19 protein-coding genes are annotated in these 19,359 nt (G+C 61.3%); 7 read left to right on the top strand and 12 right to left on the bottom strand.

Annotation, left to right across the window (positions count from 1 at the left end; translation table 11 throughout):
* Positions 1 to 81: 81 nt before the first annotated feature.
* The 4 genes from R5R73_RS13040 (at position 82) to R5R73_RS13025 (ending at position 5,183) form a co-directional block, all read left to right on the top strand.
* A complete protein-coding gene (locus tag R5R73_RS13040; RefSeq protein WP_071233199.1) occupies positions 82 to 324 on the top strand; it encodes a GlsB/YeaQ/YmgE family stress response membrane protein in 243 nt (80 codons plus the stop codon).
* 158 nt (positions 325 to 482) lie between these two features.
* On the top strand, positions 483 to 1,763 hold the full coding sequence (locus R5R73_RS13035) for an acyltransferase (RefSeq protein WP_322527740.1): 1,281 nt from the start codon (positions 483 to 485) through the stop codon (positions 1,761 to 1,763).
* Positions 1,764 to 1,896: 133 nt separating this feature from the next.
* Positions 1,897 to 4,308, top strand: coding sequence for a DUF1266 domain-containing protein (locus R5R73_RS13030; RefSeq protein ID WP_322527739.1), 2,412 nt, complete (start codon positions 1,897 to 1,899; stop codon positions 4,306 to 4,308).
* 263 nt (positions 4,309 to 4,571) lie between these two features.
* Positions 4,572 to 5,183 (top strand): C40 family peptidase, encoded by a 612-nt coding sequence (locus R5R73_RS13025; protein WP_322527738.1) that lies wholly within the window; start codon positions 4,572 to 4,574, stop codon positions 5,181 to 5,183.
* Between the two features lie 129 nt (positions 5,184 to 5,312).
* Here the strand turns inward: R5R73_RS13025 and slyD are convergent, their stop codons facing one another.
* A complete protein-coding gene (gene slyD / locus R5R73_RS13020) occupies positions 5,313 to 5,795 on the bottom strand; it encodes a peptidylprolyl isomerase (RefSeq protein ID WP_071233268.1) in 483 nt (160 codons plus the stop codon).
* A 204-nt stretch (positions 5,796 to 5,999) separates the two neighbouring features.
* Between slyD and R5R73_RS13015 the strand changes: the two genes are divergently transcribed.
* Positions 6,000 to 6,287, top strand: coding sequence for a hypothetical protein (locus R5R73_RS13015; RefSeq protein WP_071233195.1), 288 nt, complete (start codon positions 6,000 to 6,002; stop codon positions 6,285 to 6,287).
* 126 nt (positions 6,288 to 6,413) lie between these two features.
* Here R5R73_RS13015 and R5R73_RS13010 read toward each other — a convergent pair whose 3' ends face one another.
* The 8 genes from R5R73_RS13010 to R5R73_RS12975 form a co-directional block, all read right to left on the bottom strand.
* A complete protein-coding gene (locus R5R73_RS13010) occupies positions 6,414 to 7,400 on the bottom strand; it encodes a lipid A deacylase LpxR family protein (protein WP_110634767.1) in 987 nt (328 codons plus the stop codon).
* 213 nt (positions 7,401 to 7,613) lie between these two features.
* Entirely contained in the window at positions 7,614 to 8,081 is a 468-nt protein-coding gene (locus R5R73_RS13005) for a glycine zipper 2TM domain-containing protein (protein ID WP_071233193.1), read from the bottom strand.
* 162 nt (positions 8,082 to 8,243) lie between these two features.
* The gene (locus tag R5R73_RS13000; RefSeq protein WP_322527737.1) at positions 8,244 to 9,422 is read right to left on the bottom strand and encodes a cupin domain-containing protein; all 1,179 of its coding nucleotides are present in this window, start codon (positions 9,420 to 9,422) and stop codon (positions 8,244 to 8,246) included.
* Positions 9,423 to 9,452: 30 nt separating this feature from the next.
* Positions 9,453 to 10,817, bottom strand: coding sequence for an adenylosuccinate lyase (gene purB, locus R5R73_RS12995; RefSeq protein ID WP_322529600.1), 1,365 nt, complete (start codon positions 10,815 to 10,817; stop codon positions 9,453 to 9,455).
* Positions 10,818 to 10,884: 67 nt separating this feature from the next.
* Entirely contained in the window at positions 10,885 to 11,529 is a 645-nt protein-coding gene (hflD, locus tag R5R73_RS12990; protein WP_071233191.1) for a high frequency lysogenization protein HflD, read from the bottom strand.
* On the bottom strand, positions 11,526 to 12,767 hold the full coding sequence (mnmA, locus tag R5R73_RS12985; RefSeq protein WP_322527736.1) for a tRNA 2-thiouridine(34) synthase MnmA: 1,242 nt from the start codon (positions 12,765 to 12,767) through the stop codon (positions 11,526 to 11,528). Before mnmA ends, hflD begins: the two co-directional genes overlap by 4 nt.
* Positions 12,768 to 12,957: 190 nt before the next feature.
* Positions 12,958 to 13,407 carry an NUDIX domain-containing protein gene (locus R5R73_RS12980; RefSeq protein ID WP_071233190.1) on the bottom strand — a complete coding sequence of 150 codons (450 nt, stop codon included), beginning with the start codon at positions 13,405 to 13,407 and terminating at the stop codon, positions 12,958 to 12,960.
* A gap of 143 nt (positions 13,408 to 13,550) precedes the next feature.
* Positions 13,551 to 14,156, bottom strand: a complete 606-nt coding sequence (locus tag R5R73_RS12975) for a pseudouridine synthase (RefSeq protein ID WP_322529599.1) — start codon at positions 14,154 to 14,156, stop codon at positions 13,551 to 13,553.
* Positions 14,157 to 14,468: 312 nt separating this feature from the next.
* Between R5R73_RS12975 and clpS the strand changes: the two genes are divergently transcribed.
* Both clpS and clpA read left to right on the top strand, forming a co-directional pair.
* Complete coding sequence (gene clpS, locus R5R73_RS12970; RefSeq protein ID WP_071233266.1) at positions 14,469 to 14,798, top strand: ATP-dependent Clp protease adapter ClpS; 330 nt, start codon at positions 14,469 to 14,471, stop codon at positions 14,796 to 14,798.
* A 112-nt stretch (positions 14,799 to 14,910) separates the two neighbouring features.
* A complete protein-coding gene (gene clpA, locus R5R73_RS12965; protein ID WP_071233187.1) occupies positions 14,911 to 17,175 on the top strand; it encodes an ATP-dependent Clp protease ATP-binding subunit ClpA in 2,265 nt (754 codons plus the stop codon).
* A gap of 182 nt (positions 17,176 to 17,357) precedes the next feature.
* Here clpA and infA read toward each other — a convergent pair whose 3' ends face one another.
* From infA to aat, 3 genes are all read right to left on the bottom strand, one after another.
* The gene (gene infA / locus R5R73_RS12960; protein WP_013332816.1) at positions 17,358 to 17,576 is read right to left on the bottom strand and encodes a translation initiation factor IF-1; all 219 of its coding nucleotides are present in this window, start codon (positions 17,574 to 17,576) and stop codon (positions 17,358 to 17,360) included.
* A gap of 279 nt (positions 17,577 to 17,855) precedes the next feature.
* Complete coding sequence (locus R5R73_RS12955) at positions 17,856 to 18,614, bottom strand: arginyltransferase (protein WP_071233186.1); 759 nt, start codon at positions 18,612 to 18,614, stop codon at positions 17,856 to 17,858.
* A complete protein-coding gene (aat, locus tag R5R73_RS12950) occupies positions 18,611 to 19,303 on the bottom strand; it encodes a leucyl/phenylalanyl-tRNA--protein transferase (RefSeq protein WP_071233265.1) in 693 nt (230 codons plus the stop codon). The genes R5R73_RS12955 and aat overlap by 4 nt, the downstream gene beginning before the upstream one ends.
* Between the last annotated feature and the right edge of the window lie 56 nt (positions 19,304 to 19,359).

Raw genomic sequence — 19,359 nt, 5'->3', positions numbered from 1 at the left:
GAATGCTGTCTATGCTTGGACTAGGCAATGAGAAGTTGCCCGATGAGCTGTTCATGCTGAAGGGAATCAAGGAGTAACACTATGGGCTTCATCCTGTGGCTGATTATTGGTGGCATTGCGGGCTGGATTGCTGGAAAAGTCATGCGAGGCGGTGGGTTCGGTATTCTTGGGAATATCGTCGTCGGCATCGTCGGTGCCGTGATCGGCGGCTTCCTGTTCAGTCTCCTGGGGCTATCGTCGAACGGGCTGATCGGGTCCCTGGTCGTGGCGACCATTGGTGCGATCATCCTGTTGTGGATCGTCGCCAAGGTGAAGAAAGCCTAGGCGGACTCCGTACCGTTGGGTCCAGGAGAGAAAGCCGCGCGTTGCGCGGCTTTCTTGGTTCTGGCTGACCGTCGCGCTCGCGGAAAGCAATTCAGGCCAAGTGTTTGCTGACAGGAATCGGGTACACTAGCGCCTTTGACGGACAGAGATCTGCAAGGATGCCCGATTCAACGACCGGCACGCGTAAAGAGCGCTTCATTGGGCTCGAATGGCTGCGCTTTCTGCTCGGCCTCTACATCGTCATTTTCCATACGCTTCACAACTATCCTTCCATTCGCGATTGGTCGCACTACGTGACCGATATCGGTTTCTTCTCGACCAGCGCCTTTTTCGTGCTATCCGGCTTTCTGTTGACGCACGTCTATCTCGATTCGTCATACCAGATGCGCGAGCCACCCAGAAGCTTCTGGCTCAAGCGCTTCTCGAATCTCTACCCGATCCACATCGGATCACTGCTTCTCGCCATGGCGGTATCGGCATTGGTCGGCTACCTGGCAATCGCACCGGGGGATAGCGATATCTCGCTGCGGTTCGTCGTGTATGACGTCAATAACGATATCGGCCAGCTCGACTGGAAGAGCCTGAACCACACCATGGGGCCGCTGGAAACCGGCATCAATCTGCTGCTCAATTTCACCTTGCTGCATGCCTGGAATCCGCTATATCTGACCTTCAATCCGCCGTCCTGGTCGATCTCGGCGTTGTTCTTCTTTTACCTGACGTTTCCCTGGCTGGCGCCTCGACTGCGCCGCGTTCTGCACCCGCGTCGCGCCATGCTGCTGGTCAATCTGATCTACTTGATTCCGCCTTTGTATGTCATTCTGACGACCGATTACGGCGTGCCCGAAACCGGCATCCTGCACCGCAACCCGCTGATTCGTCTGCCTGAGTTCGCCGCCGGCATCTTGCTTTGCACGTTCTATGCGCAACGCAAGGCGCAGGGGCGGCTGATGACGCTTCCCCAGTGCTGTCTGACGCTGTTGCTCGTTGCCGTCAGCGTGGTCGTCGCAGTGACGCTCCTGGGGCTGGGACATGCCTGGTACTACGCCCTGCATAATGGTCTGCTGCTGCCAGCGCAACTGGCGCTGATCTACGTCGCCGCGCATTGGGGGGAGCCTCGCAATCGCCGTCTGATGCGCTGGGCAACCCGACTGGGCGGCGCATCGTTGCCGATGTTCGCGCTGCATGTGCCGCTTTATGCCGTGTTCTCGCGAGTCGAGCGTGTGTTCTCCGGTGATCCGGGCTTGTGCTTGACGGATTTTCAGGGCTGTCTGGCGGCGGCGGGTGAGTTGCACCTCTGGCTGTACCCGTTATTTCTCGTTCTGACCGTGCTCTTCTGTGTGCTGTTCCAGGAGCAGTTCGTGGTGCGCGTCAGGAAGTTCCTGTTACGCCACCTGCTCGGCGAGTCCCCGCGTTCCCATACCGAGAAGTTGAACTAGGTCTCTGTCATGTCGTCGTGCGCCGTGCCATCGGCGCGCGAGCACCTTTCCGGTATACTGTGCCGCCGCATGCGCCCTGTCGGAATCCATTCGGCGTCCGGCGCAAGCCGTTTCTCGTAGCATGAGGTCTCTCTTGAGCGAACTTCTCGCCCCATGGTGGGCCCAGCAACTGACGCTTTGCGGTTGGCCCCTTGTCAGCGATCCTCGACTGGCACTCAGCGCCGAGCAGGCGTTCGAGCGCCTGACGTTGCTCGGGATCGATAGTCGGGACGAGTTTGCGTGGCGACTCTGGGAGAACGCGTCCGACACAGGCGAGCTTTCAATCGCACGGCTGGCCGCTCTGGAGTTGCTGGCGCTGGGAAGTACCGTGGGCTGGACCCATCCTCGAACGGATGAGGCTTGGCTGCTTGCCCTGGCGCGCGACATCGTGACCAGCATGCCGACGCTCAAGGCCTGGTTGCAGGCATTGGCACATCTGGGTGACCCGGCGCTGGATATGGCGGGGCAGGCGCTAGTGGCCCGGGAACGGCAGCAGCGAGGCGTTTCCTGGCTCAAGGTTCGACACAGCCTGAAATCGATCGATGCGCCAGCTCCGCTTTGGCCCGCCGATCTGTGGCGATCCAGAGCCGCCATCGCGCCGGTTCTTGCCTGGCCAATCCAGTGCTCCGCGGAAGAACAGCGGCAGCAACAGGCGTTGCTGTGTGAGCAGGGCGAGGTCCGTGGTCCGGATGAGCTCAAGTCCCTGTTGTTCTGGCTTGCGGGTCAGGGGCATCGCTACGGTTGGGAGATGGACGCGGTTCGACTCGCGCGCCAAGGGGCGGAAGCTCGCGTCGAGTGGTTATCCGGATTGGGCGACCAGCAGGATTACGGCCGGGTGCTGTTGCGGTTTCTGGCCGAAGAGGAGCCGCTGGACTGGGCCGCGTGGGACTGGCTGCGGCTCGTCGATCAGGCTTACCTTGGCTACTGCGCTGGCTGGCTTTCTGCCTCGGAGGCCGAAGTGTTCGCGGCCCATGCCATCGATCTCCTGCAGCAGCGCTACACCGACTGGGAAGCGGTTGCGCGTGCCTATCAACGAGGGCGCAGCCTGTTCGAAGGTCGGGATTTGCGGGAGACGTTTGACAGCGATTGGAGTGGGCTGCTGGTCGCCAGCCGAAGCCCGTGGGAGACGCCTCTTTCCCGCATTCTGGAAGAGGAACAGCGCCACCTGGCGCGAGCGTTCATCCAGCGCCAGCGTGGAGAAGCCGACAGCTGGGTGCTGGCCATTGCGGCGATACGGGACCCGGATCTGATTCATCGGCGGCATCTCGATGAGCCGCTGGGGCAGGCTCGGATTCAGGATGCCGAGCGCTACCTCGAAGAAGTTCTCGGTCTGCGCCGGGAAGAGGGAACCGCTGGGCTGGCGAGGTTCTGGATGCCTGCGCAGGCGCATCATCTCAATCAGCTGGCGGCGGACTCTCGCCATCGCGTTGGTCGAAAATCGTCTCAGAAGGCATCACGGCGTCTGGCTGCCTGTGCCGATCATGCAGCGACGATCGCCATGGCGGAAAAGTATGCGTTCTATCTGGTGATGGCCGCCGATAGCGGTCGCTATCCGACTTCCGAGATCAAGGCGCTGGCCCAGTCGCTATGTGATGTGTTGAGTCGGTTTTATAGCGACCCCTTGCGCATGCTCTCGGCCTGGCATGCCTGGGAGACCGTCCTGAGTCAGGATGAAGCGCCTGACGAAGTCTCGCTGGCGGATGATATTGCCTGGCATCGACATGATCCGGGGTCGCCGTTTCACTGGCTGACACCGTCGCGGTCACTGACCTGGCTCGAGCCAGGCGTGCGACCAACATTGACGCGCTTCACGGCGATATCGCTCGCTGGGCCGCTCAATGAAGCACTGTGGCAGGCGCCTCAGCCTCTGGCGCCACAGGATCGGCAGGCGTTGGGGGAGTGGATAGAGCACCAATATGCCTTGCAGGGTGCCTCCGGGCTCATCGACTTCCTGGATTTTCTGGTCGAAGCGGGTGACCGCCAGGATTACCAGGTCAATTATGCGCCCTACACGCTCAATCGGACTCGGCTCGAGGCGGAAATCGCGATTCTCGAGTCGGGAGAGTGTGCGGACGAGGAGCGAATTCATCTATTGCGTCTGAAGCACGTGCGGGACAATGCCTGCCATTGCAACGATCAGGACATGACCGCCTGGGATATCGCGCAGCTGGTGGATCTCGCCTTGGCGGGTAGGCAGCTCGATTGGCTCGACGAGGATCGGCTTTCCTACTATCTCGATGCCGCGATGCGCCTGGCAGGGCAGCATTACAGCAGTTGGCACGATTACGCCGAAGGGCTGTATAGCGGCTTCGGATTCTTCATGGACGACACGCCTGAACGCGAGGCCTTTCTGATGCGCTTTCGGGAGGCTCTCAACGCCTGGCTGGAAGCCAGGCCGCTGTTGGCCGGCGCCTGGGCGAGCCTCGATTTCCCCGGTAGCGCCATGACGCACTGGACATCGCTCCATGTCGATATCCTGCCGGGCGAGGCGCATCATCTGCATTGATGCCGTTCGTTGATCCGGAAGACTCGCCAAAGCGTTTTCAATGACATATGATCTCCGCTGTGCTACGCCCACTGGAAAGAGGGCGTGGCTTTTTTCTGTCCGATTGATCGATGATTCGAGCCGAATACAGGCCGTTTTGGCGGTGACACCTCGTCGAGGTGTGTCACCACCACAGCGACTCCATTTCGCCGGGCGACTCCTCACGAGTCGCCTATAGACAGGCGGTGCCCGTGACGGCTCACAGGCGAACGAGGTCGCGCTGAATGCTAAGACGCACAGCCATGGGGCTGGCACTGGTGATGGTCATGTCCGGTTGCTCGGCTCCTGTAAAACAACAACAGGTCAACGCGCAGTATTCACTTCCCCTGGTCAAATCCCCGACCGTTGCTGCCAGCGAAAACCGGAGTGTGGCACCTGTGCCTCGGACAATTCGGGACTTTCGTCCGCAGAATGTCTCTCCGGCAGTTATTCGCAAGGCGCTGCTGGACGAGCATGAGCGTTGGGTGGGAGCACCTTACGTGCTCGGCGGGACGACGCGAAACGGTATCGATTGCTCCGCATTGATGCAGCACGTGTTCGTAGAAGCCTTCGCTCTCGAGCTGCCGCGTACGACAGAAGAGCAGGTACTGGAAGGGAGTCGAGTGGCGGAGAGTAGCCTCAAGGCGGGGGATCTGGTCTTTTTCCGGCCGCCGGGACCCTACAACCATGTCGGCGTCTACGTGGGCGATGGTTATTTCCTCCACGCCTCGTCATCTCAGGGCGTGAAATTGTCTCGTCTCGATAACGTCTACTGGAAGCGCTACTACTGGCAGGCGCGGCGCCCCGTCGAGCGCACGCAACTGGCCCAGCGGGTCATGCTGGCCAGCGAAGGTTGAGATCGGTCGTGAGTGTCGGCGTCTCGATCGAGCATTCCGCGAGCATTAAAAAGGGCAGCCATGAGGCTGCCCTTTTACGTGGTGGCGGTGACACCGATAGTGGATCCCGTTAGGCGGGATCCGACACGATCAATGCTGGTGACCACCTTCGCCATGGACATGACCATGGGATACTTCTTCTTCGGTCGCTTCGCGAACTTCGGCGATCTCGACATCGAAGTTCAGCTTTTCACCGGCCAGCGGATGATTGCCATCGACCGTCACGGTATCGCCTTCTACCTTGGTGACGGTGACCATCAGCGGGCCTTCCTGAGTCTGCGCCTGGAACTGCATGCCGGGCTCAACGTTATCGACACCCTGAAAGGCATCGCGCGGAACTTCCTGAACCAGTGCCGGCTGGACTTCGCCATAACCTTCGCTCGGTGCGACGGCGACCTGAAGCTTATCACCGCTGCCGTGACCCTCGAGTTCCTTCTCGAGGCCCGGAATGATGTTGCCCGCACCGTGAAGATAGGTCAGCGGCTCACGACCTTCGGAACTGTCCAGCACCTCTCCCGCATCATTGGTCAGTGTGTAGTGGAACGCGACCACGGAGTTCTGGGCAATCTGCATCTCGAAACCTTTGCGTTTGTGCATGTCTTTCCCATCCTAACGTGCCACGGCCTTTCTGTCAGGTCGCAATGACGTTGGATATTGGTCTAGCCGGCTCGATGCGGCCCTCGGACCACCTCCATAGCAGTTGCGCCGTTTCATGGGTGTGGTTACCCTGATTCGAGGATAAACCACCGTGATCCTGCGGTTGAGGAGAAGTTCGTCATGACCGTTTTCGTCGTTTGGCTCATTGCCTTCGCCGTTTTGCTTTTTCTATTGCTCAAGGCTTGGGATGGTGCGCTTGGAGGGGCGGTCAAGCGCCGGCTGCCGGCACAGCTACAGGGAGACCCCGCCCAGGATCGCTGGATGATGGCGATCGCCCTGGCCGTGCTTGGGGCAACCTTCATCGTGAATCCCGTCTCCATGCTGTTGACGCTGATCCTGCTGGCAATCGGTCTCTGGGTGGGCAAGCGCGTCGTCTGCTGGGGAATGCGTAAAGCCAGATTGCACTGAATGGCCGCTGGCCTGTCATTCGGGCCAAGGTCATCATGTACGACGGGCGATGCTTGAAGCATCGCCCGTCGTGCGTTTGAGATGTAGATGCTTGAGATGCGCTTGCGGTGACGAGCACCGACGACGTTACAGCCAGGTCGACAGCGTGATCGAGCCAAACTGATCGCCGCTGTCCTGTGTTTCGAACTCGTGGGTACGCCAGACGGAGCTGTAGGTCAGCTGCCAGCGATTCCAGGAGAGCGCCAGGCCGGCCTGAGCATCGCCGACCCAGGGGCGTCGGTCGACGGAGTGACTGTCCTCGAACGTATTGCCGTCGAGCAGCATGTTATAGGCCATGAACCGACCTTCGACATTGGCAAAGACGTACCAGTTGAAGCCACTGTTGGCTTCGAAAAAGATCTGGCTGCCTTGGGCGGGTGCCACGGCCGGAACGCCGAAACTCTTGTTCAATCCTTGACCCAGGCGCAGCCCGAGCCCCGTTGCGGCATAGGTATAGAGATTGCCGGCCGCGAATCCGACCGAAGGACCGTATTCGGCTTCCAGTGCGCCCAGTTGGCTTTGCTTCCACCAGGCGGTGTTGTAGGCCACGTTGACGAACGGCTCGTTATGAAGCTGGTTGTGCCAGCCCTTGGGTTCATCGCTATTGATGAGATGGTGGAAATTCTGCTGTACGGTATGGCCGCCGGAGCCTGGTCCGACGAGGCCGACATCGAAATACAGGCCGCTGGTGTGACGCCATCCGACGAGCTGTTCGTCATCGAACAGGGAAAGTCCGGCATAGAGGACGCCAGCATAGGGGCGGTCGTCTTCGATCAAACGTCTCTCGTCGATATCTTCGGGAGTATAGATCTGTTGTCCGAAACGATAAGCGGCTCCATCGAGCGAGGCTGCGCTCCAGCCGGGCAGGGCCTCGGCAAGAGCGCGAGTCCAGTGATCCCGGTCGGGTTTGAAAGACCAGTCGATCTCCAGCCCGTTGGTATAGTGGCCGTCGTCACCACTGGCAAAAATATCGTTTTCCGATTTCAGTGTCAGGATGCCATCAGCCCAAACCGAGCCGGATATTCCAGCCAGGGCGATGGCAAAGCCGGTTCTTGTCCACGTGAGTCCCTTCATGAATCGTATTATTCCCTTGAACGAATGTGACCTACACAACATACAACAGTGTAGGTAAAGCGTCGATAATCTTTGGAATTAATACTACGCTAACGAAAACGGCGCCCCGAGGGCGCCGTTGACGTCTGCTATAGACGGCTTTCTACACCGGACACGCTTTTAGCCGTCCTGGTTGCCTGGATCCGTCGTTGCCTGAATCCGTCGTTGCTTGGATCAATAGGGGGCCACGCTCACGCTCGAGCCGCTGGCAACCAGCTTGACGCGCTGACCCACCTGCCAGTTGCGGTCGGCCTTCTGAACGACCACGACGTTCTGACCGCTGTCCTGACGAATTTCGAGCTCGTAACCGTCGACGCGGTCCGTCGCCTGCTGAATCTTGCTGCCGGCGACGGTGCCACCGATGGCGCCGGCGGCGGTCGCAATGGTACGCCCAGAGCCGCCACCGACCTGGTTGCCCAGCAGACCGCCGATCACGGCGCCGCCGAGGCTGCCGAGAACGCTTTCGCCGTTGCCGCCCTGGATCTGTACCGGACGAACCGACTGAATGGTGCCGTAGCTGACGGATTGTGCGGTACCCGCCTGATCGCCGCGGTAGACGTCACCTGAATACGTCGAGTTGTTGGTACAGCCAGCCAGGGCCAGCAGGCTCATGACCAGCGCGGGGGCGATGAGTCGTTTCATATCGATTCTCCTTAACATCCAGATTTGGCTTCGTGCCGGGTACACTGAATCAATACATTAAAACAGTGTTCTAAAATGCGTCCAGTACAGAATGTCTTCCACGACACTACGTCTCTCTACTCGGAGTGTAGGCATCGCTGCCACTGCCCCCGATGATCCTGATCACTGATCATCTTCCTCGGGTACGCTCAAGCTTCCGCTATCGACGAGAGCGGCGAGCAGGGATTCGCTATCCGGAAACTCGAGTACCTTCGCGTCGAGGCGAGGGTTAGCCGACAGATACTGCGCCAGCTCGAGATCGCAGACGATGGCGTCTCCATCGGCGAACAGCGTGGCCCGGGCGTCATCCAGCCGGCGCCAGGCAAAGCGCGAGCCGAGGGTGTGGGTCAACTCGCTGCCGCTCTCCAGGGCGGCTCGAAGATCGTTCGGATCGCTTGGGGACTCGGGCGGGATCAACTGATCCAGGTACTTGGGCTGGGTCATGGCGCGACCGAACCATTGCGCCATCTGTTCCGGCCTGTCGATGGCATCCAGCAGCAAGGCGCGGACACGGGCGATCGCCTGATCGTCCAGTTCGCCGATGGCGGCCGGCGGCTGCAGATCGGAATCGCCATAGCGCTGACTGTCGCCGAGTTGCTCGCCGATATAGTCGGCAAACGAGGTCACGACCTCGTCGCCGGAGGGCGCCCGGAAGCCGATCGAGAAGGTCAGGCAGTCGTCGGCGTCGCTGATGCCGTGATGAGCGACGCCGGGGGGCAGATAGAGCATGTCGCCCGGCTCCAGCACCCAGTCCTGGTCGGCTTCGACGGTGAAGTCTTCCAGAATCCGCAGATCGATACCGGGAATCAGCCTGGCGTCGTTACCGGGCGTGCCGCCCAGTTGCCAGCGACGCCGGCCGCTGGCCTGCAGCAGGAAGACATCGTACTGATCGACGTGCGCGCCCACGCTGCCGCCAGGCGGGGCGTAGCTGACCATGATGTCGTCGAGGCGCCAGCGCGGTATGAAGTCGAACGCTTCCAGCAGCTCGGCGACTTCGGGCACATAGTGATCGACTGCCTGCACCAGCAGCGACCAGCCGCTGACCGGCAGGCGCGAGAAAGTCTCCTCGTCGAACGGGCCATGGCTGACCTGCCACGCCTTGTCGGGGCCATGCTCCTCGACCAGCCTGGCTTCGATGCCTTCCTCGCAGGCCAGGCCCGCCAGATCGTCCGGCTCCAGTGGCGAGACGAAGCCGGGCAGTGCGCCGCGGATCAGCAGCGGCGATTTCTGCCAGTGCTGGCTGAGAAACTGGGCGGGCGTGAGGCCGCCGAGCAGGGTGCGGGGCGAGTTGGCCGACGTCATATCGATCTCCAGCTGGGTATCGTTGAGGGCTTAAAGCGCTTTGGCCTGATCGATGGCGTTACCGATGTAGCTTGCCGGTGATAGCGCCTTGAGCTCGATCTTGACTTCGTCCGGCAGGACGAGCGTGTCGATGAAGGCGGCAAAACCGGCCTGGTCGATGCGCTTGCCGCGGGTCAGTTCCTTGAGTTTCTCGTAGGGCTTTTCGATCCCGTAGCGGCGCATGACGGTCTGGATCGGCTCGGCCAGCACTTCCCAGCTCTGGTCCAGGTCGTCGTCGAGACGCTGCGGATTGGCCTCGAGCTTGCCGATACCCTTGAGCGAGGCTTCGTAGGCAATCAGCCCATAGGCCAGGCCGACGCCGAGATTGCGCAGCACGGTGGAGTCGGTCAGATCACGCTGCCAGCGGGAGATCGGCAACTTGCGGGCCAGGTGATCGAGCAGCGCGTTGGCCAGCCCCAGATTGCCTTCGGAGTTCTCGAAGTCGATCGGGTTGACCTTGTGCGGCATCGTGGAGGAGCCGATCTCCCCGGCAACGGTGCGTTGCTTGAAGTAGCCCAGCGAGATGTAGCCCCACACGTCGCGATCGAAGTCGATCAGGATGGTGTTGAAGCGGCTGATGGCATCGAACAGCTCCGCGATGTAGTCGTGGGGTTCGATCTGGGTGGTATAGGGGTTGAACGTGAGCCCGAGCGATTCGACGAACATGCGGGCGTTGTCGGCCCAGTCGATCTCCGGATAGGTCGCCAGGTGAGCGTTGTAGTTGCCCACGGCGCCGTTGATCTTGCCCAGCAGTTCCACCGACTCGATCTGCTTGAGCTGGCGCTGCAGGCGGTAGGCGACATTGGCCATCTCCTTGCCCAGCGTCGTGGGGCTGGCGGTCTGGCCATGGGTACGCGACAGCATCGGCTGTTCGGCATGCTCGTGTGCCAGCTTGGCGATGGCATCGTGAACCTGATGCATCGTCGGCAGCAGCGTGGCCAGGCCGTCGCGCATCATCAGGGCATAGGAAAGGTTGTTGATGTCCTCGCTGGTACACGCGAAGTGAACGAATTCGGTGATGGCGTGCAGCTCGGGCTGGTCGGCAATCGCTTCCTTGAGGAAGTACTCGACGGCCTTGACGTCGTGGTTGGTCGTGCGTTCGATGGTCTTGATGCGTTCGGCATCGGCGATGGAAAATTCCTTCACCAGCTTGTCCAGAAACGCCTGTGCCCCTGCGGAAAGTGGCGGCACTTCGGCGATACCGGGATGGGCCGCCAATCGTTCGAGCCAGCGCACCTCGACGGTGACGCGAGCCCGGATCAGGCCGAACTCGCTGAAATGTTCGCGTAGCGGCGCGGCTTTGGCTGCGTAGCGGCCATCGACGGGGGAGAGGGCGGTCAATGCGGAAAGTTCGATCATCTTGGGTTCCCGAAGGCTCGCACGAGCTCGAAGCTCGCGGTTAACGAATTCATGGGGCTCGACATCAGTGGGCGTCGAGCTCGCGCAGCGTGCGCCTGATGGCGCCGCGCTGGAAGATCAGACGCCAGCGGCGGCCGCCCTGCTGATGCCATAGCAGGGCGAAGCGCACGCCGGCGAGAAGGGCGGTGCGGATACGTTCCGGCATCATTCGGCTCTGCAGCAGGCTGGGCTCGCCCTGCACCACGATCCGGTAGCGAAAGGTGGAAAGCGTCTCCTGATACAGCTCGCCGAGACTGGCGATGACGTTCTCGTGCGTCTCGCCGAAATGTTCCGCCTGGCCCTGGATTCGGCCGAGACGCTGGCCGAGGGTGCTCATCATGGCATCGTCCTTGCGCAGCCGTTGCATCAGCAACACCATCGAGAAGCCGTAGCGCATCACCGCCGGCTGGGCATGCTGGCGGGACATCACCGCGAGCAGGGTATCGATGCCCAGGCGCAGGTTGTTGTGATGGCCGCCGTAGATCGATTCGAAACTCGGCGGGTTGGTATCCAGCGTCGCGCGGAGCAGCGTGTTCCAGGCGCGTTCGTCGCACTGGCCGGTACGGGCGAGCTGATCGACCACGGAAGCCGCTTGAAAGACACCGGCCAGGGCCAGCGCCTGCCGGCCATTGCTGTCGAGCGGTGCCGATTGAATGGGCGTTGGATTCATGCCGAACGCTGGCTCCCCGTCGTTGCGGTAAGGTTGGTGTCGGGCCGCGCTGCGCCGGTCAATTCGGCGACGGCCGCCGTATCGGCGGTCTCGGTGGCGCGGATGACAGCGCCACCGAGACACACGTCGCCATCGTAGAGCACCAGCGATTGGCCGGGCGTGACCGCCCGCTGAGGCTCATCGAAGCGAACCTCGATCTCGCCATCGGCCAGCAGTGTCACCTCGCAGGCGACGTCCTGCTGGCGATAGCGGGTCTTTGCACTGAGACGCGACTTCGCCGGCGGTTCGCCCGCCACCCAGGCTGCCGGCTCGCAGTACACGACATCGCTGTAAAGCAGCGGATGTTCGCCCTGGACGACGATCAGGACGTTGCGCTCGAGATCCTTGGCGGCGACGAACCACGGTTCTTCACTGTGATCCTTGAGACCACCGATACCCAGGCCGCGTCGCTGCCCCAGGGTGTAATACATCAGCCCCATGTGCTCGCCGACCAGATCGCCTTCCGGCGTCTCGATGCGGCCGGGCTGGGCGGGCAGGTACTGCTTGAGGAAGTCGCTGAAGCGGCGTTCACCGATGAAGCAGATGCCGGTGGAATCCTTCTTGCGCGCCGTGGCCAGGCCGTGACGTTCGGCCAGCGCCCTGACCTCGGGCTTTTCCAGTTCGCCTACGGGGAACAGCGTGCGTGCGATGGCATCGCCGGAAACGGCATGCAGGAAATAGCTCTGGTCCTTGTTGCCATCGAGACCCTTGAGCAGTTGCGCCCGGCCATCGGCATCGTCGGCACCTCGGCGAACGTAGTGGCCGGTGGCGATCAGATCCGCGCCGAGCATCTCGGCGTAGTCGAGGAAGACCTTGAACTTGATTTCACGGTTGCAAAGGATATCCGGATTCGGCGTGCGGCCTGCCTGATACTCCGCCAGGAAGTGCTCGAAGACGTTATCCCAGTATTCGGCGGCGAAATTGGCCGTGTGCAGCTTGATACCAAGCGTATCGCTGACCGCCTGGGCATCGGCCAGATCCGCCATCGCCGTACAGTACTCGGTGCCGTCGTCCTCGTCCCAGTTCTTCATGAACAGGCCTTCGACGTGATAGCCCTGCTGGATCAGCAGCAACGCAGTCACGGAGGAATCGACGCCCCCCGACATGCCGACGATGACCTTCTTGGCCTTCTCGTGGGACGGCAAGTCGCCTGCGTTGGGTGAGCGCACGCTATCGCTGGGCAAGCTGTCAGTGGTCATGGCGATTCCCGAGGACAGGTGAAGGCGGGCGATGACATCGGATGCGTCGGCGGCTGGGCGCGACGACGAAACGGGCGCCGCCCTGAATAAATGACCCGGGATTATAGCCGAAAGCGGGTCTGGGCATCGAGCCTGACAGTATTCCCGCCACGCGAGCGGCCCTCGACCGCACCTGGACGCGGGACCGGTCTCAGCGCTCGCGAATGAGATCGAGCGGGTAGCGGCGGCCGTCACGCGCGTCACGCAATCGCTGCATCACTACCGGGCTGCGCAGGCGGCGGCTGCGATCGAGATCGTCGATTTCGTCGTAGGTCAGCCAGTGAGCGCCGATGATCCCCTTGTCTAGCGGATTGCCCAGATGCGCCAGCGGCAGGCTGATGAAGGCGTGGCTATGGAACGTGAGGCCATCCGAAGTCTGGTGAACGTAGAGTCCCAGGTAATCGGTGATGGCGATCTGCCAGGCGGACTCTTCGCGAACTTCGCGTTCGGCCGCGGCGATCAGGCGCTCGCCGCGCTCCAGATGACCGGCAGGCTGGTTGAACAGACTGAACGGCCCGCCGCGATCCTCTTCCACCATCAGGTAACGACCGGCCCGTTCCACGATCACGGCAACGGTCACGCGGGGTGTCCAGCGATTCATTTCTTCATTCTCCCAACTCGGTGCGCGGCCCTCGACACCGGGCCACGGGGTTCAGCCGATCATACCCGGTCTGGGGCAATTCGAAAGCCCGCGGTCGGAAGAAGGGCTGCGCCGCGAGGGCCGGAACGGGAACGGTATGGCGGTCATCGAGTGCGCCGTGGCTTCGATCGCGGGTTCCGGTCCTGTCGCGGTGAGCGCTTGCGGGGGGCGTTCACGGTCTCGTCGCGCCAGTCTCCGGGCTGCAGATCGCCCAGTCGCCATGGACCGATGGCGGCGCGAATCAGGCGTAGCGTCGGGTGGCCGACATGCGCCGTCATGCGACGTACCTGTCGATTGCGCCCTTCGCGCAGCTCGATTTCCAGCCAGGTCGTGGGGATGGACTCCCGATAGCGAACCGACGGGACCCGTGGAGCGGGCTCTGGCCGGGTCAATCGTCGAACCCTGGCGGGCCGGGTCGGGCCGTCTTTCAGCGTGACGCCCTGTCGTAACGCCTCGAGCGCAGCGTCGTCAGGCGTTCCCTCGACCTGCACCCAGTACTGCTTCGGTAATTTGTGACGGGGGTCGCTGATATGGTGGATCAGGGCGCCATCGTCGGTCAGCAGCAGCAGGCCTTCGGAGTCGTAATCGAGGCGTCCGGCTGGATAGACGTCGGGAACCTGCAGATAGTCGGCCAGGGTGGATCGCCCTTGATCATCGGTAAACTGACAGAGCACATGATAGGGCTTGTGCAATAGATAGATTCGACTCATGCCGGGTCGCCAACGCTCCTCTTGAATAGCCGCGACGGTGATATCGCGGCCACGATGCCATGGCGGTAGCGGCCTGTCGCGACTATTTTCAGTGAAGGCTTGCATACGGGCTCTATCGGCCGCATCTTCAGGGAACCTCGGGCCTTCGATGGTATCCAATACCTGACCCAGTCCCAACTTGATGTACCCGACCCACTTGATGTACCCGAGCCGATGCATCCAGGGACTCATCCAGATCGTGCCAACAACCGTATGTCAGAGATCGTAGATAGAGTGTCGTTGTACCTTTCCAGGGAGCCGGCGCGCATGGGTATGACACGCCCTCCCGACCCTGATCACGAAGAGCAGGGCGATGTCGCCGAGCAGGTGTCCGACCCGCAACTGGCGCCGCCGCCGATGTACAAGGTCGTGCTGTACAACGATGACTACACGCCGATGGAGTTCGTCGTCGAGGTGCTGCAGCGGTTCTTCGCCATGGATAGCGAGAAGGCGGTTCAGATCATGCTGGCCGTCCATACCCAGGGAAAGGCGACCTGCGGCATCTTTACCCGCGATATCGCGGAGACCAAATGCCATCAGGTCAATGAATATGCAAGAGAGTGCGAGCATCCTCTCATGTGTGACGTGGATGCCGCAGAGTAGGACGCGGACACACATCGTCGACGCTTTTGTCTTCGAAGACTTGCGAAACCGCTGTTTGTGCCCGATTGTGAAAGTGCCGACCGACGCCCTCAGTGGCTAAAAGGGGACTGCCATGTTGAGTAAAGAACTTGAACTCACCCTGAACACGGCCTTCACCGTGGCGCGCTCCAAGCGACACGAGTTTATGACCGTGGAGCACCTGCTGCTGGCGCTTCTCGATAATGCCTCGGCAGCCGATGTGCTGAATGCCTGTGGGGCGAATCTGGAAAAGCTTCGTGCCGATCTGCAGGATTTCATCAATTCCACGACGCCGCTGATTCCCGAAGAGCAGGACGATCGGGAAACGCAGCCGACGCTGGGCTTTCAGCGCGTGCTTCAGCGTGCCGTTTTCCACGTCCAGTCTTCCGGCAAGAGCGAGGTGACCGGCGCCAACGTGCTGGTGGCGATCTTCTCCGAGCAGGAGAGTCAGGCCGTCTATTTCCTCAAGCAGCAGAGCGTGGCCCGGGTCGATGCGGTGAACTACATCGCCCACGGCATTTCCAAGGTGGCCGGTCATGGCCAGGCCCAGCAGCCTTCCCAGGAGTCCGAGGAGGGCGAAGAGGCGGCCACCGAAAACGGCCAGAGCCCGCTGAGCAACTACGCCACCAACCTCAACGATCAGGCCCGTCTGGGCAAGATCGATCCGTTGATTGGACGTGACCACGAACTCGAGCGTGTGGTGCAGATCCTGGCACGCCGACGCAAGAACAACCCGCTGCTGGTGGGTGAAGCGGGTGTCGGCAAGACCGCCATCGCCGAGGGGCTGGCCAAGCGTATCGTCGAGGAGGACGTGCCGGATGTCATTGCGGATGCGGTGGTCTATTCGCTCGACATGGGCGCATTGCTGGCCGGCACCAAGTATCGGGGCGACTTCGAGAAGCGCCTGAAAGGGCTGTTGGCCGAGCTTCGCAAGCAGGACAACTCGATCCTGTTCATCGACGAGATCCATACGGTGATCGGCGCGGGCGCCGCTTCCGGCGGGGTCATGGATGCGTCCAACCTGCTCAAGCCGCTGCTCTCTTCCGGTGAGCTGCGCTGCATCGGTTCGACCACGTTCCAGGAATTCCGCGGCATCTTCGAGAAGGATCGGGCACTGGCGCGTCGTTTCCAGAAGGTAGACGTGCCGGAACCGACCGTCGAGGACACCATCCGCATCCTCAAGGGGCTGCGCGGTCGCTTCGAAGAACATCATCAGTTGAAATACACCGACGGTGCGCTGGAAAGTGCCGCGCGGCTGGCTGACCGGTATATCAACGATCGTCATCTCCCCGACAAGGCGATCGACGTCATCGACGAAGCCGGCGCGCATCAGCGTCTGCTGCCGCCGGAGGCGCGGATTGCCACGATCGATGTCGATCAGGTCGAGGCCGTGGTGGCTTCCATCGCGCGGATTCCGCCCAAGAGCGTGTCCAGTTCGGATCGCAAGCTGCTCTCCAACCTGGAGCGCGATCTGAAGATGCTGGTCTTCGGCCAGGATGAGGCGATCACCAGCCTGTCCGCCGCGATCAAGCTGTCCCGTGCCGGACTCAAGTCGCCGGACAAACCGGTGGGCAGTTTCCTGTTCGCCGGGCCGACCGGCGTCGGCAAGACCGAAGTGGCACGGCAGCTGTCCCATCTGATGGGCATCGAGCTGGTTCGCTTCGACATGTCGGAGTACATGGAGCGTCACACGGTATCGCGCCTGATCGGCGCCCCGCCGGGATACGTGGGCTACGATCAGGGCGGTCTGTTGACCGAGGCGATCAACAAGCAGCCGCATTGCGTGCTGTTGCTCGACGAGATCGAGAAGGCGCACCCCGAGGTCTTCAATCTGCTGCTGCAGGTCATGGACCACGGTCGCCTGACCGACAACAACGGCCGCGAGGCGGACTTCCGCCATGTGATCATCATCATGACGTCCAACGCCGGAGCCGAGCAGATCTCGCGTCGTTCGATCGGGTTCCAGACGCAGGATCACTCTACCGATGGCATGGAAGTGATTCGCCGAACGTTTACGCCGGAGTTCCGTAACCGTCTCGATGGGATCATTCAGTTCCACGGCCTCGAGCCTTCCATCGTCCGCAACGTGGTCGACAAGTTCCTGGTCGAACTGCAGGCCCAACTGGACGAGAAGCGCGTGCAACTCGACGTCGACGAAGACGCTCGTGTCTGGCTTGCCCAGAAGGGTTACGATCCGGAGATGGGGGCGCGGCCGATGGCGCGCGTCATTCAGGAAAAGCTCAAGAAGCCATTGGCAGAGATGATCCTGTTCGGCGATCTGGCCGACAACGGCGGCATCGTGCACGTGCGGGTCGAAAACGACGAGCTGCAGCTGGAGACCGAGGCCGAAGTCGCCTGACGGCGCAACGTCTCGATCCCGCGGAAACGATAACGCCTCGCCATGGCAACATGGCGAGGCGTTTTTCGATTCGTGTCATCTCATCTCACCCGTCTGACGCAAGACTACGATGTCAGATGTTTTTTCAGGATGACGGGCAAGGCCGCCAAAGCAGGGCGGGAAGCGCGAGATGGGCTCGCGAATTAGCGCGAACGGTAGACGATGCGGCCTTTGGAGAGGTCGTAGGGAGTCAGCTCTACCTTGACCTTGTCACCGGTCAGGATGCGGATGTAGTTCTTGCGCATCTTGCCGGAAATGTGGGCGGTCACGACGTGGCCGTTTTCCAGTTCAACGCGGAACATGGTGTTGGGAAGCGTGTCGACGACCACGCCTTCCATTTCGATATGATCTTCTCGTGCCATATAGGCGATCCCTCTTGAACGTTGTGAGCATGGGCTTGGTATGAGGGCCTGGCATGGCGCCGCACGGTCGTCAATCGACGTGAGATAACGCGAATGGCAGTGTTGCCATCCACGTCGTCATCTATCAGCCGCGCTTGGGCCTCTGAAGTGCGCGATATTATGGGCCATCTCGTCAGGGAAGGCAAAAATCCCGCTTGAAATCGCGCTAAAAGGCCATTCGGGGAATGACGCTGTCGTTCGTCGACATGCAAAGTTGCCCGCGCCGGGTTCCCTGCGCTTCTAGGAAAATGCTGTTGCCGGGATCACGCGTTGCCAGCGGCCGCCGCTGAGATACTCGAGTGGCTGGTAATCCTGCTTGTAACGCATTTTCTGGCACGCCTGGATCCAGTAACCCAGGTAGACGTGGGGGAGGTGGCGCTTACGTGCCAGCTCGATCTGGCTGAGGATGGCAAAGCTGCCCAGCGAGCGCCGCTCGAAAAGCGGATCGGGATCGAAGAAGGTGTAGATCGCCGACAGGCCATGGCTGAGCATGTCCGTGGCAGCGACTGCCATAAGATGATCACCCAGTCGACATTCCAGCAGCTTGGCGAACGGATGGGTCTGGGCCAGAAACATCCGGTACTGCTCCCGGCTCGGCGGGAACATGTCGCCATCCGCATGCCGGGCGCGAATATAACGGGCGTAGAGAGCATAGTGCTGCTCGTCGAATTCGGCCGGTCGCAGCCTGAGTGTCAGATCCTGGTTGCGATTGATCAGCTTGCGCTGCGTCCGCGATGGGGTGAAGTCGTCGACCGGGATTCTGACCGAAGTGCACGCGCTGCAGCTCTCGCAGTGGGGGCGATAAAGGTTGCTGCCGCTGCGCCGAAAGCCCAGTAGCGTGAGCGCATCGTAAACCTCCGGGGCGACCGTCTCCTGAGGATCGAGAAATAGGGTCGTTGCCTCCCGCCCCTCCAGGTAGCTGCAGGGGTGGGGAACCGTCAGGAAAAAACGAAGATCGCGTGCCTGACGCTGCGGGTTGCTCGCATTGTCGCTGCTCACGTTGACTCCGTCGGCCAGAGGCTGGCCGGGTTGGGTGCGTTGACGTTCTTCTCAAGGTAGTCGAGGAATGTCTCCCGGGCGATGTCTCTGGCACCCATGCTGGCCAGATGGGGCGTATGCATCTGGCAGTCAATCAACGCGAAGTCGTGACGCTGAAGGTGTCGCGCCAAATGCACCAGCGCTACCTTCGAAGCATCGGCAACCTGGCTGAACATCGATTCGCCGAAAAAGACGCGCCCGATCGAAAGCCCGTACAACCCGCCGACCAGCGTCTGCGCCTGCCAGACTTCGACGCTGTGTGCATGCCCCAGGCGGTGAAGATCCACGTAGGCTTTCCGCATGGCGTCGTCGATCCAGGTTCCTTCGGCATCGGCGCGGGTTTCGGCGCAAGCGGCGATGACACGCGGGAAGGCACGGTCGAAGCTGACTTCGAAGCCTCCGTTGCGCAGTCGTTTGTCCAGACTTCGGCGGACGCGTATCTCCTCAGGGAACAGCACCATACGTGGATTTGGCGACCACCACAGAACTGGCTGGCCCTCGGCATACCAGGGGAAGATGCCCTGTCGATAGGCACACAACAGCCAGTCGGAGCTCAGCGCGCCTCCTGCGGCTAGCAGACCGTCGGGTTCATCGAGCGCCTGGGAGACTGGCGGGAAGGCGACGATATGTGGCGATAACCAGGGCAGCATGCGTTTGGCCGGACAAGAGAGCGGCCAACAGCATAGCAAACCTCGAAAGGTGTGAT

This window comes from Salinicola sp. LHM (assembly GCF_034479735.1).
Lineage (GTDB): Bacteria > Pseudomonadota > Gammaproteobacteria > Pseudomonadales > Halomonadaceae > Salinicola > Salinicola salarius.
The sequence above is the reverse complement of the archived record's forward strand: the minus strand, read 5'-3'. Positions and strand labels throughout refer to the sequence as shown.

What these genes read in the sequence shown, in the direction of transcription:
- R5R73_RS13040 (WP_071233199.1), top strand. Translation starts at nt 82, where the DNA reads ATGGGCTTCATCCTGTGGCTGATTATTGGTGGCATTGCGGGCTGGATT.
- R5R73_RS13035 (WP_322527740.1), top strand. Translation starts at nt 483, where the DNA reads ATGCCCGATTCAACGACCGGCACGCGTAAAGAGCGCTTCATTGGGCTC.
- R5R73_RS13025 (WP_322527738.1), top strand. Translation starts at nt 4,572, where the DNA reads ATGCTAAGACGCACAGCCATGGGGCTGGCACTGGTGATGGTCATGTCC.
- slyD (WP_071233268.1), bottom strand. Translation starts at nt 5,795, where the DNA reads ATGCAGATTGCCCAGAACTCCGTGGTCGCGTTCCACTACACACTGACC.
- R5R73_RS13015 (WP_071233195.1), top strand. Translation starts at nt 6,000, where the DNA reads ATGACCGTTTTCGTCGTTTGGCTCATTGCCTTCGCCGTTTTGCTTTTT.
- R5R73_RS13010 (WP_110634767.1), bottom strand. Translation starts at nt 7,400, where the DNA reads ATGAAGGGACTCACGTGGACAAGAACCGGCTTTGCCATCGCCCTGGCT.
- R5R73_RS13005 (WP_071233193.1), bottom strand. Translation starts at nt 8,081, where the DNA reads ATGAAACGACTCATCGCCCCCGCGCTGGTCATGAGCCTGCTGGCCCTG.
- R5R73_RS13000 (WP_322527737.1), bottom strand. Translation starts at nt 9,422, where the DNA reads ATGACGTCGGCCAACTCGCCCCGCACCCTGCTCGGCGGCCTCACGCCC.
- hflD (WP_071233191.1), bottom strand. Translation starts at nt 11,529, where the DNA reads ATGAATCCAACGCCCATTCAATCGGCACCGCTCGACAGCAATGGCCGG.
- mnmA (WP_322527736.1), bottom strand. Translation starts at nt 12,767, where the DNA reads ATGACCACTGACAGCTTGCCCAGCGATAGCGTGCGCTCACCCAACGCA.
- R5R73_RS12980 (WP_071233190.1), bottom strand. Translation starts at nt 13,407, where the DNA reads ATGAATCGCTGGACACCCCGCGTGACCGTTGCCGTGATCGTGGAACGG.
- R5R73_RS12975 (WP_322529599.1), bottom strand. Translation starts at nt 14,156, where the DNA reads ATGAGTCGAATCTATCTATTGCACAAGCCCTATCATGTGCTCTGTCAG.
- clpS (WP_071233266.1), top strand. Translation starts at nt 14,469, where the DNA reads ATGACACGCCCTCCCGACCCTGATCACGAAGAGCAGGGCGATGTCGCC.
- clpA (WP_071233187.1), top strand. Translation starts at nt 14,911, where the DNA reads ATGTTGAGTAAAGAACTTGAACTCACCCTGAACACGGCCTTCACCGTG.
- infA (WP_013332816.1), bottom strand. Translation starts at nt 17,576, where the DNA reads ATGGCACGAGAAGATCATATCGAAATGGAAGGCGTGGTCGTCGACACG.
- aat (WP_071233265.1), bottom strand. Translation starts at nt 19,303, where the DNA reads ATGCTGCCCTGGTTATCGCCACATATCGTCGCCTTCCCGCCAGTCTCC.